Source organism: Rhodanobacter sp. KK11 (genome assembly GCF_033345435.1).
Taxonomy (GTDB): Bacteria; Pseudomonadota; Gammaproteobacteria; order Xanthomonadales; family Rhodanobacteraceae; genus Rhodanobacter.
In genome coordinates this window covers 760270-777808 of sequence record NZ_JAWPMI010000001.1, presented here as the reverse complement: position 1 = coordinate 777808, position 17539 = coordinate 760270, and the positions used below count along the sequence as shown (strand labels likewise).

The following is a 17539-nucleotide window of genomic DNA, read 5'->3' as shown; positions in this document are numbered from 1 at the left end:
CTCGTCTCGCGTCCTTCAGTTCGTGGAGGGGGCTGGCACACCGGCGGCCAGTCCGCCGCGGCGCTCGATGCGCACGCTGCCGTCGGCTGCCGGCGGGCCCAGCCGGGCCAGCCAGCGGCGCAATGCCGGGTCAGTCTGTCGGGCGCGCAGCGTCGCGTCCAGTCGCCAGCCAAGGGGGCTCAGCTGCCATTCGCCATCAAGATGCAGAGCGCCGTGCCCGTCGTCGCGCAGTTGCACCCGGATCACGCCATCCTGCGCATCCGCCTGCGCCAGCAACGTGCCCAGCGCCACGTCGCCGTCATGTGTGTGCATGCGCGCCTGCGACCACTGCGCCCGGGCCACCATCCGCACCGGCCAGCCGCCCTGCAGCAGGGCATGGTCGACCGTCAGCTGCAGCTCGCCGCGCGGCTGCCCCGGCGGCGATGCGGCGTAGCGGTCCAGTGCGGCCAGCTGCACGCGCAGGCTCATGCCGCGCGCTTCGACGCGACCGTCCGGCAAGCGCCGGACGCTGCCGGACAACACAAGCTGCGGCCCTTCGAGCCGCACTTGCAGTTGCAACTGCCCGAGCAAGGCGCGTCGCGACAGCTGCCATTGCAGCTGTCCCAATACCTGCCCGTCGGCAGTGACCACCTGATCGGCCCGACCCTCCCACGCGCTGCCATGCACCTGCTGCAGTTGCAGCCCGTGCAGTCGCGGCGCGATCCACGGCAGCGCCCAGCGCGCCGGCAGGAACCACAGCAGCAGGGCTGCGGCCAGCACCAGTACGCCGAGGCCGATCAGGCTTTTTCGCAGTGATTTCAAGCGCCGATTCCCGGGATGAGCGTCGTGCGGACTTGAGCGTCCGCCGCGCAGCGCCGATCATAGCCGGATGAACAACCCCGCAAGCGGCAACGCCGCGCTCGCCGCGCGCGACCTGCGACACGTCTGGCATCCCTGCACGCAGATGCACGACCACGAGAGCGTACCGATGCTGCCGATCGTGCGCGGCGAAGGCGCCTGGCTGGTCGACGCCGACGGCCGGCGCTACCTGGACGGCATCAGTTCGTGGTGGACCAACCTGTTCGGCCACGCCAACCCGCGCCTCGCCGCCGCCCTCGCCGACCAGGCGCAGCGGCTGGAGCACGTGATCTTCGCCGGCTTCACCCACCCGCCGGCGATCGAACTGGCCGAAGCGCTGGTGCGGATCACCCCGCCCGGGCTGGACAAGGTGTTCTTCGCCGACAACGGTTCGGCGGCGATCGAGGTGGCGCTGAAGATGAGCTTCCACTACTGGCTCAACCGGGGCCACGGCGAGAAGACCCGCTTCATCGCGCTGACCGGCAGCTACCACGGCGAAACGCTGGGCGCGCTGTCGGTGAGCGACGTGGCGCTGTATCGCAAGACCTACGCGCCACTGCTGCTGACGCCGTTCCTGGCGCCGTCGCCGGACGCGTACGAGGGCGAGCCCGGCGAGTCGCCGGAACAGACGGCGAAACGCCGTCTCGGCGAGCTGCGTGCGCTGCTGGAACGTCATGCGCACGAGACCTGCGCGGTGATCGTGGAGCCGCTGGTGCAGTGCGCCGGCGGCATGCGCATGTACCACCCGAGCTACCTCGCCGGCCTGCGCGCGCTGTGCGACGAGTTCGCCGTGCACTTCATCGCCGACGAGATCGCGGTGGGCTTCGGTCGCACCGGTACGCTGTTCGCCTGCGAGCAGGCAGCGGTGTCACCCGATTTCATGTGCCTGTCGAAGGGACTCACCGCCGGCTTCATGCCGCTGTCGGTGGTGCTCACCACCGACGACGTCTATGCCGCGTTCTACGCCGAGTACCGCACCGGCAAGGCGTTTCTGCATTCGCACAGCTACACCGGCAATCCGCTGGCCTGCCGGGTGGCGCTGGAGACGCTGGCGATCTTCCGCGACGAGCCGGTGCTGGAACGCAACCGCGGGCTGGCCGCCCGGCTGGCGCGGCGGCTGGCGCCGTTGCGCGACCACCCGCACGTCGCCGACGTGCGCCAGTGCGGCATGATCGCGGCGGTCGAACTGGTCGCGGACAAGGCCATGCGCAGGCCTTACCCGGCGACCGAGCGCCGCGGCCTGCGCGTCTACCTGCACGGTCTGCAGCACGGCGCGCTGCTGCGCCCACTGGGCAACGTGGTGTATTTCATGCCGCCCTATGTCGTTACCGAACAGGACATCGACCTGCTGGTCGATACCGCGATCGCCGGCATCGAACGCGCCGTGACCGACTGAAACGCAGCCGGCTCAGTGCCCGCGGACGGTGATGCGGGGGTCGAGTTTCTGCAGTGCCCGGCCCAGCTCGGGTTCGCCGGTGCGCTGCAGGTCCTCCTGGCTGTAGCTGCGCCCGTTCACCGGCAGGCATTGTCCTTTCTTCGCCGGGATATGGCTGCCGGTCTCGCGGAGGCAGTGGCGATCATCCGGCCGGGCGGCCTGCCGCACCGGCGGCTGCGCGGACGACCCGGCTCGCGATGCCGGAGTCGATGCATCCTGCGCCGGCAACGCGGCGCTTGCGCCATAACCCGCCAGCAGCATGGCAGAAACGAAAAGCAACCTGGACATGTGACCTCCGGCCCGCGGTGGAGGATGCGGCGAGCGCGCACGGGGAGTGCACGGCATGCTGATACGACGCGTCGGCCGGGGCAAGCGGGGGCGCCCAGCCGTCTCGCCCACGTTCATCCACCGGGTGCGCCGCGCTATGCTGGGCGGCCGTCCACGCCCGGCCCGCTCCGATGCGCACGATCCGTATCCACGTCGACCAGCCGCTCGCCGTCTCCGCCGAACTGAACCTGCCGGCGCAAGCCGCCGAGCACGTTGCGCGCGTGCTGCGCATGAGCCCGGGCGATCCGCTGGTCCTGTTCAGCGGCGATGGCTACGACTACGCCGCGGTCATTCTCGCGCTGGGCAAGCGCGAGGTGACCGTGCGGATCGAGTCGCGGCAGGCCGTGCGGAACGAATCGCCGCTGGCGCTGACCCTGGCCCAGGGCGTGGCCCGTGGCGAGAAGATGGACCTGATCGTGCAGAAGGCGACCGAGCTGGGCGTGGTACGCGTCGTGCCGTTGCTGACCGAGCGCTCGGAAGTGAAGCTGGACGCCGCCCGCGCGGAAAAGCGGCTGGCGCACTGGCGCGCGGTGGCGGCCAGCGCCTGCGAACAGAGCGGCCGCGCGCGCCTGCCCGAGATCGTCCCGGCGCTGCCGCTGGCGGCGTGGCTGGGCGGCTTGGCCGACGATGGCGCGCTGCGCCTGGCTCTGCTGCCGGAAGCCGGCCGCGCAGCCCGCGAACTCGAATTCATGTCGGCCGGGGGCCTGCTGGTGGTCGGCCCGGAAGGAGGCCTGGGCGAGCGTGACGTCGACGCACTGACGGCCGCCGGTTTCGAGGGTCTGCGGCTGGGCCCGCGCATCCTGCGCACGGAAACCGCAGGCCTGGCCGCGCTGGCGGCGCTGCAGGCACTGCACGGCGACGGTTAGTCCGTCGCCGGCCCGGCGCAGCCTCAGTCTTGCGAATCGAACGAACCGGACGACTCCACGGATTCCTCCGGCCCGGCGTCATCGAGCAGGCCCAGCAGGCTGGCTTCGATCCACTCCAGGTCGGGAATCATCGCCACGTCGTCGCGCACCAGCACGTGTGCGCGCACGCCCGGCGGCAGCGGTTTGCCGTCATGGGTGGGAATGACCAGCTCGGCGTTCAGCGTGGTCAGGCGCGGGAAGCCCTGGGTCAGCACGGCGATGAACGGCAGCTTCGGATTGCCGCCAAGCGCCTTCAGCACGGCCACGCGCACGGTCAGCTCGGCGTCGCCCTCCCCGGTGCCAGCCAGTTCGGTGAACGACACCAGCGGCACGCGCCAGCCGCGCCAGGCGATCCGGCCATGCAGCCAGGCAGGCGCACCAGCCACCGGTTCGGGCGTGCTCTGAGTGATCACCTCGGCGATGTTGGCGTTGGGCAGCAACAGGCGCTGGCCGCCCACCGGCACCAGCACGCAGCGGATTTCACGCGGCAGCGGATCACTCATGGAAACACCTCGAGCAGGTGCGCCGCCAGCTCGGACGGCGTACCGGAGAAACTGACCAGCCGTTCGGCGAGGATTCCGCTGACCATGTCGGCAAAATGCTCGCCGGACGGCGACTCTACCCAGACCTGTCCACCGCGGTCGTGGATCGCCTGTGCACCGGCCACGGCATCGTTGCCGCGCCCGGCGAACACGATGGCCAGCGCGTCGCGACCGAACGCATTCGCGGCCATGGTCAGGCTGGCGTCGATCGACGGCTCGGACGGCTCCCCCGCATCGTTCGCCTGCAGCTCGATGCTGCCGTCGCGGCGCAGCCGCACCTGCCGGCCGGCCGGCACCAGCAGCACTTCGCCGGGACCGGCACGACCGCCGTCGGCAAGCCGCACCGGCAACGCGCAATTCGCGGCAAATTCCGCCACCAGCGACGCATCCGATTGCCCGCCCAGATGCTGGGCAAGCAGGAAGGTCAACCGCGTCGATGCCGGCAGCGCGGCCAGGAACGTGCAGACCGCGTCGATGCCGTCGGTCGCGGCACCCAGCAGCACGATCCTGCTCAACGCGCTGCCGAGCTCGTCGAGCAGCATCTCGTGCTCGTGCACGTAGGCCTGCGGCGCGATGGCCTCCTCCATCGAGACCAGCTCAAGACTCATGCGCGGCTCGATACTGGGGTCGACCATCTCGACGTCGGGCGCGAGGAAATCGGCGGCACTCAGCTTCTCGATCCCGAACACTTCCGCGCCAGATCCCGCGGAAACTTCCGGCGTGGCAAGCGGAGCATCATCGTCCACCAGCGCCCAGCCTTCGGGCGCGCGTACGGGCGATGCGCCGTCAGCCTGCATCGACGGCGACGCCGCGTCCGGGGTGATGACGGCCGCGGCGTCGGCCGGCGGCGACCCGTCGGCCTGGAACGCCGCTGGCGTCGCGCCCGACAGGGCCAGGGCTGGCCCGGCCGAAGCCGACGCTGCCGGAGCCGGCGCACCGAAATTGCCGTCATGCAGCGGCGGCGGCTCTTCACCGTCGACAAAACGCAAGCCCGGACCGGAGGACGCATCGTCGTCACCGGCCGGCAGTTCGTCGGAGGCCAGCAGGGCTTCCAGCTCTGCCGCGAGGCTTTCCGACTCGGCCGCCGCAGCCTGTCCGTGCTGCCCGTCGGGATCATCATGCACCGGGAAATCGGTTTCCGCAGCGGCATCCGCCTCCGCTGCCGGGGGCTCGGCCAACGGCTCCCCCGCCGTGGCCACCACCGGCTCAACCACCGCAGCAGCCTCGCCCGCCGCGGCGTCTGCTCGTGCGGTCGCCGGCGCCTCGATGCCGGGGGCATCATCCGGCCGCGGCGGGTCGATGTCGCCCTGCGCCAGCACCTTGACCGCCAGATGGCGGGCCCAGCGGGCACGATCCCAGCCGGCCAGCACGCGGCTGGCCTGGGCGTCATTGAAGACCACGCGCGGGTGGTCGCCGTCGATCACCTCGTAGAGGCGGTCGAGCGCATCGTCGGCGCCGTCGTCCAGGTTGACCACCAGCACGTCGGCGCCTACCTGCTGCAGCAATTCGCGGCTGAGGCTGGCAACCCCGCCTTCGTGCACGATCCTGGCGCCGCGCTCGCGCAGCGCCTCGCGCAACTGGCTGCCCAGCTCGGTGTCGTCGAACAGCAGGGCCACCGCAGAACCCGTATCAGTCATGAACCGGCTCCGCTGCACGCTGCCCCAGTACTTCCCCGATCTGCACCAGCAGGTCGGCTTCCTGGTACGGCTTGCCGAGGTAGCGGTCCACGCCGATGTCGAAGGCGCGCTGGCGGTGCTTGTCGCCGCTGCGCGAGGTGATCATGATGATCGGCACGTCGCGCAACCGCGGATCGGCCTTCATCTGGGTGGCCAGCTCGTAGCCGTCCATGCGCGGCATCTCGATGTCCAGCAGCATCAGGTCCGGCACGCGCTCGTGCAGTTTCTCCAGTGCGTCGACGCCGTCCTTCGCGGTACTGACTTCGTATTCGTGGCGCTCCAGCACGCGGCTGGTGACCTTGCGCATGGTGATCGAGTCGTCCACCACCATCACCAGCGGCTTGACCTGCACTTCCTCGACCACCGGCGTCTGTACCGCGCTGAGGCCCTCGGCCAGGCGCTGTTCGCGGCGGATGATGCCGTGGCGCACCAGCGGCGCCAGATCGAGAATGATCAGCACCGAGCCGTCGCCCATGATGGTCGCACCCAGCAGGCCGGGTACCGAACTGATCTGGGGGCCGACCGACTTCACCACGATCTCGCGCGAACCGAGCACCGCGTCGATGCGGATCGCCGCACGCAAATCGCCCGCGCGGGTCAGCAGCAGCGGCTGCTGCTCGTCCTCGGTCGGCAGACCTGGCGGCAAGCCCAGCAGTTCCGCCAGGTCATGGATGCCGTAGGCCTCGCTGCCGTACTGGAACGACGGCTCGTCCTGGGCCATCAATTCGGCCAGATCGTCCGGGTTGACCCGCGCCACGCCCTGCACCGAAGTCATCGGGATGGCGAACGTGGCCTCGCCGATGCGCACCAGGATCGCCTGGGTCACCGCGAGGGTGAACGGCAGGCGCAGGATGAAGGTGCTGCCCTTGCCCTCCTCGGACTCGATCGACAGCGAACCGCCGAGCTGCTTGATCTCGTTCGCCACCACGTCCATGCCGACGCCACGGCCGGCCAGCTGGGTGACCTGGCTGGCGGTGGAGAAGCCCGGCTGGGTGATCAACGAGAGCAACTGGTTGTCGGTCGGCCTGGTCTCGGCACGCAGCAGTCCGCGCTCGATGCCGCGCTTGCGGATCGCCTCGCGGTTCAAGCCGCGGCCGTCGTCGCTGACCCGGATCACGACCTCGGTGGCTTCGCGCGCGACCGTGATGTGCACCGAACCTTCGGCCGGCTTGCCGGCCTTGCGGCGCTCGGCCGGGGTCTCGATGCCGTGGGCGATGGCGTTGCGCAGCATGTGCTCGAACGGCGCCTTGATGCGATCGAGCAGGTTGCGGTCCATTTCGCCGTGAGCGCCGTCCACGTGGAGCTGGGCGTGCTTGCCCTGCTCCTGCGCGGCCTGGCGCAACGTGCGGCGCAGGTTCGGCACCATCGTGTCGAACGGCAGCATGCGCGTGCGCAGCAGGCCGTCCTGCAGTTCGATGCTCACCCGCGACTGCTGCAGCAGCAGCGTTTCGGACTGGCGGGTCAGCTCGTCCAGCATGCTCTGGATCGACACCAGGTCGGACACCGACTCGGCCAGTGCGCGCGAGTACTGCTGCAGCTGCGAGTAGCGGTCGAGCTCGAGCGGATCGAACGCCGCCATGCCCGCCTCGCGGTGCTCGCGCTGGAAGCGCGCGATGATCTGCGCCTCGGTCTCGATCTCCAGCATGCGCAGCTGGCTGCGCAGGCGCGCGACGGTCTGTTCCAGCTCGACCAGGTTGAAGCGGTAGCCGGCGACCTGCTGTTCCAGCCGCGAGCGGTAGATCGCCACCTCGCCGGCATGGTTCACCAGACTGTCGAGCAGGTCGGCGCGGACACGGATCTGTTCCTGCGAGGAACGTACTTCCTCTTCCGGTTCCGGCATCAGTTCGGGCAGGCCGGGGCCGCCCGCTGCGGAAACAACCGGCGACGGCGCGGCCGGAGCCGGCGCAGGCATCGAGGACGCCGCCGGCACCGCGTCGTCGGCCAGCGCCGTCTCGCCCGCCAATGCCAGCAGGTGATCAATCATGGCCCGCGGGTACTCGACCGCCTGGCCCTGCGCCACCTGCTGCACCAATGCGTTCAGTTGGTCGAAGCTGGCTTCCAGTGCGGCGATCAGCGGCCCGGTCTTCGAGGTGTCGCGGATCGGCTTTTCGAGCAGGGTCTCGATCGCGTGGCTGAGATCGCCCACCGGCAGCAGGCCGGCGATGCGCGCGCCACCCTTCAGCGTATGCAGGTCGCGCTGCAGTTCCGGCACGTGCGTCAGTTCGCTCGGTGCGGCATGCCATTGCGCCAGCATGTCGTCGGCGTGGTCGAGGATCTCCCGCGCTTCGTCAATGAAGACTTCCAGCAGGTCGGCATCGATCTGGCCGGAGCCGACCAGGGCGTAAGCGGGCGCCTGTTCCGTACGACCGGCGCCTTCCGCGTCGGCGTTCGCCACGGCCAGCTTCGCCGCCTCCTCGGCCGCCGACTGCTCTGCAGCAGCCTGCTCGGCAGCCAGCTTTTCGGCGGCAGCCTGCTCCGCCGCTGCCTGCTCCGCCGCTGCCTGCTCCGCCGCTGCCTGCTCCGCCGCTGCCTGTTCCGCCGCTGCCTGTTCCGCCGCTGCCCGTTCCGCTGCTGCCCGTTCCGCTGCAATCTTTTCCGCCGCCGCCCGCTCTGCCGCCTCTTCGGCGGCCCGTTGCTCCGCGGCCCGTTGCTCGGCTGCTGCCCGTTCCGTGGCCAGCTTTTCAGCTGCAGCCCGCTCCTGCTCGGCCCGCTCGGCAGCGGCCCGGTCGGGTTCGAAGGCGCCCAGTGCCGCCATGAGTTCGGCGGTCAGCTCGGCATGGCGGGCGTCGTCCGGGTGGATGTCCGCGGCTTCGCCGGTGTCGGCCGGGACGTCGTCGGACGCCGCCTCGCTCCGTGCCACCGTGGCTTCGGCCAGACCGGCGTCCAGCGAATCGGCCATGGTCGCCTGTTCGGCGTCAAGCTCGCTCGCCGCACCGCCGGCTTCCGCCTGCTCGGTCTCGCCGGCCTGCGGCTCGAACACGACGTGCGCCACCTTCGATTCGGGATAGCGATCGCGCATGCCGATGATCTGCGCGGTGAGCGCGCCGACGTCCGGCAGCTGCGGCTCGGCGGCGTCGAACTGGCTCATCACGTGATCGACCACGTCGACCGTCTGGCCGAGCAGGCGCAGGCCCTCGGACGGCAGCGACAGGTTGGCGGCGCGCAGGCGCTTGAACAGGCCCTCCAGCGGCGACAGCAACTGCGTCAGCAGCGGGATGTCCACCATCGCGATCGCACCATGCAGCGTATGCACGGCGCGCAGCAGTTCCTCGCCGATCGGCAACTCGCCGTGGCTGCGCTGGATCGCGGCACGGATGGTCTGCAGGTATTGCGCCACTTCGCTGCGCAGGATTTCCAGCAGCACCGGGTCCACCGGCGGCATCACCGGCATCGCCACGGCGTACGCTGGCTCCGCCGGCTCCGGCGCGGCGGGCGCCGCATTTGCCTCGGTCAGGCTGGCCGTGGGCACAGCCTCGGCCGCCGCGACCGGCCGCGGCACGCGCCGGCGCACGGTGCGGCGCACCGTTTCCATGGCCTGCGGCGGGTAATCCTCCACCCGTGCCTGGTTGCCGGCCGCCAGTTGCTCGGCGGCGCGCATGATCGCGCTGAGCGGCGCACCCGGCTCACCTTCGCCCTTGAGTGCGGCCAGCAGTTGCGGCAGCGCGTCGATCGCATGCCGCACCAGCGCCTGCACGTTCCCGTTCGGCTGGATGCTGCCGTCGAGCACGCGGTTGAGCATGTCCTCCACTTTCCAGGCGAATTCGCCCAGCACGCCAGCCCCGACCAGCCGGCCCGAGCCCTTCAGGGTGTGGAACGAGCGGCGGATGCCGGTCAGCGACGCCAGCTGCGCGGGGTCGGCCAACCAGGCCTGCTCCGCGCTTCGCAGATTATCGATCTCTTCCTGCATTTCCTCCAGGAAGATCTCGCGGATATCGTCGTCGATACCTTCGGCGTTGGCATTGAAGCTGGTGCTCGCCGCCAGCGCATCGCGCACCGGCACCTGCTCGACCACCTCTTCCTCGATCTCGATCCAGTCGTCGTCCGCCGCGTCGGCGCCGGGGCGATCCGGCGCGACGCTTTCGGTCTGCGCCAGGCGCAACCCGTCAAGGTCGTGGGCGGGTACGGCCGGCATCTGGCTGTCGCCGATGAAGAGGCCCGCCAGGTCGTCGCCCGGCAGCAGGCTGACCGGCTCGGACAACTCCGGATGCTCCTCGTCCGCGCCCGCGTATTCGGCAGGCATGGCCCTGTCGGGCACGGAAAGCGTGGCGGACGCCGCGCGCGCCGACGGCAGCGGCCAGTAACCGAGCAAGCTGAGGCTGTGCTCGGCCACGTCGAGAATGTGTTCCAGGCCGCCGCGATGCTCGCGTGCCGCCTCCAGGTAATACTCCAAGGCGGCCAGCGCGTCGGCCAGCTGGTCCATCTGCGCACCGCTGGGCACGCGCCGGTCCTCAAGCAGTTCGTCGCCAATGAAGCGGCCCACGCCCTGGGCCAGCTCGGCCGGACGCGGCGACGACAGCATGTGCATGGCACCGGCGACTTCGGCCATCAGCGCCGGCGTGCCGGCCAGGCGGTCGTGCTCCCAGCCGGATTCGACGAACGCGACGATCCCTTCCTTGACCTTGGCAGTGTTGGCGATCGCCTCCTGCATCAGCGTGGTGACCACGCCCAGCGCCTCGCTGCGCGGCAGGCTGGGCATGGCTTCGCCCGAGCCCGGCTCATCCTCGGAACCGAGGCTTTCAATGTGGTCGTCCAGCGACGCCTCGACGTACAGCAGCGCGCCGGCCACGTCGAGCAGGGTTTCCTCGTCGGCCGCACGCAGGCGGTTGGCGATCTCGTCGAGTACCCGTCGCTGTTCGGTGACCACCCGGCGCGGCACCGCCAGCGCCAGCATGCCGAGCGTGTCGCCCACGCGCTCGAGCACTTCGCCCTGCACGGCCAGTTGGGCGGGATCGCCGTTCTGCTGGCGCAGGAACAGGTCCAGCGCCTCCTTGACGCGCAACAGGTCGTCCTTCAGCGCGCGCGACACGGAATCGAGCAGCGCGCGATTGTGCCCGGCCATCGAGCCGCGGGCATGCTCCAGCTCACCGGCGTCGGGCAGCAGGCTGTCCAGCGCATAGGTGCTGCGCAGCAGCTCCATCTGCGGGCTGCGCTGCTTGGCCTGAGCCACGATGTAGAGCAGCTTGCAGGCCACGTCGTCCGCGTCGCCGCCGCGCAGGCTGTCTTCGCCCTGTTCGATCAGCAGGCGGATGTTGCGGTCGACCTTGCCGACCAGTTGGCGGATCTCGCCGATGAAGCCCTTGAGCTGGCCCTGTTCCAGGCCTTCCAGCACGCCGGCGGCAATCCACCACAGGCGCCGGCCGTGCACGTGATGGCAGCGCGCGGTGATCGCCAGCAGGGTCTTGCGCATGTTGACCAGTTGCTGCGCGGCGTTCTGCCCGCGGAACCAGCCGAGCAGTTGCTGCTGGAAGCGCAGGCGCAGGTCCACCAGCTCGCCGCGGTGCGCCTCGGCATACGCCTCGCTCATCGCCGCGGGAGCCTGCTCGGGCAGGAACGCGTCGAGGTTCGGGTGGAACATCGCCGATTCGGGCAGCGGCTCCAGCTCGCGGCTGGCGCGCAAGTCGTTGAGCAGCGGCAGCAGCACCACCGGCACGTCACGGTGGCCGCTGGATAGCCGCTCCAGATAGTCGGGCAGCTGCATCAAGCCGCGCATCAGCGCGGCATAGGCTTCCTCACGGTAGGTGACGTGATCCTCGAGCAGGGCGATGGCGAGCGCCTCCATCTCCGCCGTCACCATCGCCGCGCCGTACAGCTCGACCATCTGCAGGGTGCCCCGCACCTGGTGCAGGTGATCCGCGCAGGTGCGCATGTAGTCGCGCTTGGCCGGGTTGTCGACGTAGGACTCCAGCGCCTCGCGGGCGATCGACAAGGTATCGTCGAGCTCCGGCTTGACCCACTGCAGCGTGGTGAAATCGATGTGGTCTTGAAGTCTCATGCGCCTCTCTCAACGGTTGCACAACGCAAGCATCCTGCAACCTTCGAGACTGCCCCCTGTCTTGTGCTTTGCTCAATCGCGCCCAAAATCGACACGCCCGACGTCAACCCGGCAGCTTGAAGTGCGCCACCGAGCGCCGCAGGTCGCTCGCCAGTTGCGCCAGCGTACCGATCGAGTCGGCCGTCTGACTTGCGCCCCGCGAGGTCTGCGAAGTGATTTCCTGGATCGCGTTCATCGAATGTGAGATGTCGGTCGCCGCCACGGACTGCTCGCGCGCCGCGGTGGAGATGCTCTGAATCAGCGAGGACAGATCGTGCGAGACGCGCTCGATGTCGCCCAGCGCGCTGCCGGCGTCCTCCGCCTTGCGTGCGCCGGCCACCACCTCGGCGGTGGTCTGCTCCATCGAGTTCACCGCCTCGTTGGTATCGGACTGAATGGTCTGCACCAGCGCCTCGATGCGCTTGGTGGCGCTGGTGGAACGTTCGGCCAGTCGCTGCACTTCGTCCGCGACCACTGCGAAACCACGGCCTGCCTCGCCGGCCGAAGCCGCCTGGATCGCCGCGTTCAAGGCCAGGATGTTGGTCTGCTCGGCGATGTCGTTGATCAATTCCACGATCGAGCCGATCTCCTGCGAGGATTCGCCCAGCCGCTTGATGCGCTTCGACGTTTCCTGGATCTGGTCGCGAATCGAGTCCATGCCGGAGATCGTCTCGCGCACCACTTCGGCGCCGTGCGAGGCGATCTTCACCGAGCGCTCGGCCACGTCGGCCGATTCGGCGGAGTTCTTCGACACGTCGTCCATCGAACTGGCGATCTGGTTGATCGCCGAGGTCGCCGTGCTGATCTGCTGCGCCTGCTGCTCGGCCGCGTTGGCCAGATGGCGGGCGGTGGTCTGGGTTTCCTGCGCCGAGGACGAGACCTGCTCGGAGGTCTCGTTGATGGTGGTCACCAGCGATCGCAGCTCGTCGATGGCGTAGTTCACCGAGTCGGCGATCGCGCCGGTGATGTCCTCCGACACCGTGGTCTTCACGGTCAGGTCGCCTTCCGCCAGCGAACCCATCTCGTCCAGCAGGCGCATGATCGCCTCCTGGTTGCGCTGGTTCAGCTCGGTACTCTGGGCGAACCGGCGGCGCTGGTCGCGCACCAGGGTGATGACCAGCAGCAGCGCGAACGCCACTGCGCCGATCGCGCCGAGCAGGCCCCACCACACGTTCGGGAACAGGCGGCGCAGCGGCAGCTTGCCGATCTGCTCGGACAGGTCGTTCGCGCGCAGCAGCACGGTCTGCGAATCCAGCGAGGCCTGGTTGCCCGCGCGCTTCACGTCGGCGATGTTGCCGGCGGCGGCGACCAGCTTGGCCACCGGGTCGGCCAACTGGGCCCAGCTGGCGTCCATGTCGGTGAGGATCTTGCGCGCATTCGCATCGTTGATCGGCCGCACACCGCTGTCGGGGTTGCCCTCGATCAGGCCCTTCAGCACGCTGCCGTACAACTGCGCGTCGCGGGACAGGCCGTCGGCCGCCGACTGGGCACTGTCGCCGCCCTGCAGCACTTCCTGCACGCGGCGGATGATGCGGTCGGCGGACAGCATCTGGCGCGAGGTGCCCAGCATCTGCTCGGGGCTGCCGTTGCGCTGCTGCAGGATGTTGACCACCTGTTCCATGCTCGAGTTGAGCAGCGGCATCTGCTGCGAGAGAGTGCTTGCGCGCTGTCCGGAATCGAGCACCACCGCCTTGTTGGAGAGGATCTTGCCGATGTCGGCATCGAGCTGCTTCCAGGAGGCGTCCAGTGCACTCACCGCGCGGCCGGCAGGCGTGGCGTTATTGTCCGAATACGGCTGCATGCCGCTCTGGGGGTCGCCCTTGTTCAGCCGCTGCACGGCCGAGTCGATCGCGTTGCGGGTGGACTCGAGCTCCTTGAAGGAGTCGGTATTGCCGTCCGCCGACTCCAGCGCGAACTTTGCCGTCTGCTGCGACAGCACCTGGATCTGTGTGGTCAGCGCAATCGCCTGGCGATCCTCGCTGTTCTTCTGGTTGAGCAGGAAGAAATCCAGCGCCGCAAAACCGATCGCAATCAGCAGCAGGACAATGAGCGCGGTGTAACCGCGTTCCCTGCTGACGCCCCCTGTAGTGCTCATGTTCACCTCATCCGTCTAACTGATTACACTGCCGGCCCGCAGAGCGGGATCGGCCAGGGAATGCCTGCCCCAAGTTTTCCGGCCCGCGCGGGCACCGGCCCTTCGATGTCGCTGCAGCCGGCCGGCGTCAAGCCGCGGCCTGCCGGAAATCCGGTGCGCGCACCAGCCGATTCATGCTGAAAATGGCCAATTGCTGCTCGCCTACCCGGCTGTCGACGAAACGGGCCAGTCGCGGATCATCCTCGCGCCCGGCCTCGCGCCGCTGCTCCTCGTCCACCGTGCGCTGACCGAACACCTCATCGACCAGCAGCGCCACGTTGCCGCCGCCCTGGCGTACCACCAACAGACGGGTGCGATCGGTGTGCTGCGTACGCTCGCCGAACAGGAAACGGCCGAAATCGATCACCGGCACCAGGTTGCCGCGCACGTTGGCCACGCCGAGCAGCCACGGCTGGGTGCCCGGCACCGGCGTCAGCACCGGCACCGCCAGCAATTCGTTGATCTCGTCGATGCCGCTGACCAGCAGGCGCGAACCGACCCGGAAACCGATCCCGCGCCACAACCCGGGCGCCTCGAGCCTGCCCCGCGTATCCGAAGCGTGCGCCAGCGACAGTCGCTCGTAATGGGCCAGGATCTCGAACGGAGTGCGGTTGACGGACTGGTTCATTTCTCGCTCGGCAGCAATTCGTTGATGCACGCCAGCAGCTCTTTCTCGTTCACCGGCTTGGTGATGAACGCACGAGCGCCCTGGCGCAGCCCCCATACGCGGTCGGTTTCCATCGACTTGGTGGTGATCATCACGATCGGCACGTTCTGGGTCTTCGGGTCGCGCGTGAGCGTACGCGTGGCCTGGAAACCGTTCATGCCGGGCATGATCACGTCCATGATGACCAGGCCGGGCATGTCGGCGCGCACGCGCTCGATGCCCTCCTCGGCCGTGCTGACGGCGACGACCTGGTGTCCGGCCCGTTCAAGCAGCGTGGTGAACACGCGCACGTCGGTCGGCGAGTCGTCGATGATGAGAATGGTGGCCACAGGTCCCCCTCAGAATCTGCAGTCAGTGGCTGGATACCGTACTGACGTGGCGATGGATGGCACCAAGCAGTTCGTCGCGCGTGAACGGCTTGGTCAGATACTGCTCGGCACCCACGATGCGGCCGCGCGCCTTGTCGAACAGGCCGTCCTTGGAGCTGAGCATGATCACCGGCGTGGCGCGGAACTGCGGATTGTTCTTGATCAGCGCGCAGGTCTGATAGCCATCCAGCCGCGGCATCATGATGTCGACGAAGATGATCGCGGGCTTCTGGTCGGAGATCTTGGCGAGTGCCTCGAAACCGTCGACGGCGGTCAGCACCTCGCAACCCTCTTTTTTCAGCAGGGTCTCCGCCGTGCGGCGGATGGTCTTCGAGTCGTCGATCACCATGACCTTCAGACCGTCCAGCTCATTAGCGCTCATGTTCAAATTCACTCACTCCCCCTGCGGCCCGCCCCGAGCTCAGGATAGTCATCGAGACATGCAACGGCCATGCCGGATGGCGCGCATGCAAAAAATGTCGAAAAAGCCAAAAGCAACCGCTGTAAGACGGTGAATCCAGTGACTTTGCTGTTTACTGCCTGCCTGCCGAGACTGTCAAGCAATAATCATAGCAACGCGTGCCGCACGTACCGGGTGACCCATATTGGCACCATCTGGCCACCGACGACAGCGCAGGTATGCCGGTTCGGTCGCAATTCCGACAGCCTCGATGGCCATCGCTTTAGTATATCGGCCTGATGCAACAGCCCCGCGACGCCTCTGCCGCGCGGACCGACCAGCCACGGAGAACCATGATGACCCTTTCGGTCGGCGTGCTGATGGACCCCATCGGCGCGATCAAGACAGCCAAGGACACCAGCTTCGCGATGCTGCTGGAGGCGCAGCGCCGTGGCCACGCGCTGCATTACTTCGAGCAGGGCGACCTGGCGCTGCGCGACGGCGAGCCGTGGGCGCGGATCGCCCCGCTCGAGGTGCGTGACGACCTGCAGCACTGGTACACGCTGGGCCCGGCGCGGTGGCGCGACCTGCGCGAGCTCGACGTGGTGCTGATGCGCAAGGACCCGCCGGTCGACGCCCAGTTCATCTACGACACCATGGTGCTCGAAGCAGCCCAGCGCGGCGGCGTGACGGTGGTCAACGACCCGCGCTCGCTGCGCGACTGCAACGAGAAGCTGTTCTCGCTGGAATTCCCGCAATGCATCGTGCCGACCCTGATCTCGCGCGACGCGGGCGAACTGCGCCAGTTCACCGCCGAGCACGGCGAGGTGGTGCTGAAGCCGCTGGACGGCATGGGCGGACGCGGCATCTTCCGGGCCAGAGTCGGCGACGGCAACCTCAATTCGATGTTGGAGACCCTGCTCGGCGGCGGCCCACACGGCGAAGGCCGGCAGTTCACCGTCGCGCAGAAGTTCATTCCCGCGATCAGCGCCGGCGACAAGCGCATCCTGGTGATCGACGGCGAACCGGTGCCGTACGCGCTGGCGCGCATCCCGCAAGGCGACGAGTTCCGCGGCAACCTGGCCGCCGGCGGCCGCGGCGAGGGCGTGCCGCTGTCCGAACGCGACCGCTGGATCGTGAGCCAGGTGGCGCCGGAGCTGCGCCGGCGCGGCCTGCTGTTCGTGGGGCTGGACGTGATCGGCGACTACCTGACCGAGATCAACGTCACATCCCCGACCTGCGTGCGCGAACTGGACGCACAGTTCGGGCTTAACATTGCCGGCCAGCTGTTCGACGCCATCGAGCGGCACGTCACCGGAAACCGCAAAGCGTGAGCGCCACTGCCACCGTCAATTCCCCGCCCGATCCGATCGGCGCCACCCTGTTGTTCTCGCTGCTGCTGCACGGCGTGCTGCTGCTGGGCATCACCTTCCACTTCGTGAAGCCCTCGCCCAGCCGGCCCACGCTGGACGTGACCCTGGTCAACGTGGCCAACCAGCAGGCGCCGGACAAGGCGGATTTCCTGGCCCAGGCCAACAACACCGGCGGCGGCCAGGGGGATCGCGCCGCGCGGCCGTCGGCACCGTTCTCCGGCGCCATCCCGAAACCCGATCCGGGCATCGCGGCGCAACCGGTCGAGGCCGCCACGCCGCGACCGCGCGAAGCCACCCCGACCCGCATGGTCACCACCAGCGGCGCCGCCGATTTCCAGGTGACCAGCGACACCGCGCAGACCGAGATCGAGCCGCACGAACAGCTGCCGACCGACGTCGAGTTGAAACGCCAGCAGGCGATCGCCCAGCTGGCCGCCGAACTGCGCAGGAAAAAGGTGGACTATGCCAAGCGGCCGAAGGTGAAGTACCTCACCGCCAGCACCCGGGAATACGCCTATGCGGCCTACATGCGCGGCTGGTCCGACCGGGTCGAGCGGGTCGGCAACCTCAACTACCCGGAAGAGGCGCGCCGCCGCGGCCTGCATGGCGACGTGCTGCTCACCGTGGTGCTCGACCTCGACGGCAGCATCAAGAGCATCGAGGTGATCCAGAGCTCCGGCCAGAAGATCCTGGACGCCGCCGCCGAGCGCATCGTGCGCCTGGCCGCGCCGTTCCCGCCGGCGCCCAAGGGCGCCGACCGCATCGACGAGCTCAACATCACCCGCACCTGGCGCTTCCAGCCGAACAACGTGCTGCAGACACGCTGAACGCGGGCGGCAAATCC

Annotated in this window: 13 protein-coding genes; 4 read left to right on the top strand and 9 right to left on the bottom strand. The window is 68.8% G+C overall.

Features of this window, described 5'->3' with window-relative positions:
- Positions 1-15: 15 nt before the first annotated feature.
- On the bottom strand, positions 16-801 hold the full coding sequence (locus R5H19_RS03330) for a type II secretion system protein N (protein ID WP_318157552.1): 786 nt from the start codon (positions 799-801) through the stop codon (positions 16-18).
- Between the two features lie 67 nt (positions 802-868).
- On the opposite strand from R5H19_RS03330, the gene R5H19_RS03325 reads away from it, so the two are divergent.
- The gene (locus R5H19_RS03325) at positions 869-2233 is read left to right on the top strand and encodes an adenosylmethionine--8-amino-7-oxononanoate transaminase (RefSeq protein ID WP_318157551.1); all 1365 of its coding nucleotides are present in this window, start codon (positions 869-871) and stop codon (positions 2231-2233) included.
- Between the two features lie 12 nt (positions 2234-2245).
- Here the strand turns inward: R5H19_RS03325 and R5H19_RS03320 are convergent, their stop codons facing one another.
- A complete protein-coding gene (locus R5H19_RS03320) occupies positions 2246-2560 on the bottom strand; it encodes a hypothetical protein (protein WP_318157550.1) in 315 nt (104 codons plus the stop codon).
- 170 nt (positions 2561-2730) lie between these two features.
- Between R5H19_RS03320 and R5H19_RS03315 the strand changes: the two genes are divergently transcribed.
- The gene (locus R5H19_RS03315; RefSeq protein WP_318157549.1) at positions 2731-3465 is read left to right on the top strand and encodes a 16S rRNA (uracil(1498)-N(3))-methyltransferase; all 735 of its coding nucleotides are present in this window, start codon (positions 2731-2733) and stop codon (positions 3463-3465) included.
- Positions 3466-3488: 23 nt separating this feature from the next.
- Here the strand turns inward: R5H19_RS03315 and R5H19_RS03310 are convergent, their stop codons facing one another.
- The 7 genes from R5H19_RS03310 to R5H19_RS03280 form a co-directional block, all read right to left on the bottom strand.
- Positions 3489-4007, bottom strand: coding sequence for a chemotaxis protein CheW (locus R5H19_RS03310; RefSeq protein ID WP_318157548.1), 519 nt, complete (start codon positions 4005-4007; stop codon positions 3489-3491).
- Positions 4004-5683, bottom strand: a complete 1680-nt coding sequence (locus R5H19_RS03305; protein WP_318157547.1) for a chemotaxis protein CheB — start codon at positions 5681-5683, stop codon at positions 4004-4006. The genes R5H19_RS03310 and R5H19_RS03305 overlap by 4 nt, the downstream gene beginning before the upstream one ends.
- On the bottom strand, positions 5676-11714 hold the full coding sequence (locus R5H19_RS03300; RefSeq protein ID WP_318157546.1) for an Hpt domain-containing protein: 6039 nt from the start codon (positions 11712-11714) through the stop codon (positions 5676-5678). The genes R5H19_RS03305 and R5H19_RS03300 overlap by 8 nt, the downstream gene beginning before the upstream one ends.
- A 103-nt stretch (positions 11715-11817) precedes the next feature.
- Positions 11818-13848, bottom strand: a complete 2031-nt coding sequence (locus R5H19_RS03295; RefSeq protein WP_318157545.1) for a methyl-accepting chemotaxis protein — start codon at positions 13846-13848, stop codon at positions 11818-11820.
- A gap of 127 nt (positions 13849-13975) precedes the next feature.
- Positions 13976-14515, bottom strand: a complete 540-nt coding sequence (locus R5H19_RS03290; protein WP_318157544.1) for a chemotaxis protein CheW — start codon at positions 14513-14515, stop codon at positions 13976-13978.
- Positions 14512-14883, bottom strand: a complete 372-nt coding sequence (locus R5H19_RS03285; protein WP_318157542.1) for a response regulator — start codon at positions 14881-14883, stop codon at positions 14512-14514. Before R5H19_RS03285 ends, R5H19_RS03290 begins: the two co-directional genes overlap by 4 nt.
- Before the next feature lie 22 nt (positions 14884-14905).
- The gene (locus R5H19_RS03280) at positions 14906-15316 is read right to left on the bottom strand and encodes a response regulator (protein WP_274378359.1); all 411 of its coding nucleotides are present in this window, start codon (positions 15314-15316) and stop codon (positions 14906-14908) included.
- Between the two features lie 362 nt (positions 15317-15678).
- On the opposite strand from R5H19_RS03280, the gene gshB reads away from it, so the two are divergent.
- Together gshB and R5H19_RS03270 are read left to right on the top strand one after the other, a co-directional pair.
- Positions 15679-16656 carry a glutathione synthase gene (gshB, locus tag R5H19_RS03275; protein WP_318158144.1) on the top strand — a complete coding sequence of 326 codons (978 nt, stop codon included), beginning with the start codon at positions 15679-15681 and terminating at the stop codon, positions 16654-16656.
- On the top strand, positions 16653-17522 hold the full coding sequence (locus R5H19_RS03270) for an energy transducer TonB (protein ID WP_318157540.1): 870 nt from the start codon (positions 16653-16655) through the stop codon (positions 17520-17522). The genes gshB and R5H19_RS03270 overlap by 4 nt, the downstream gene beginning before the upstream one ends.
- Positions 17523-17539: the final 17 nt, after the last annotated feature.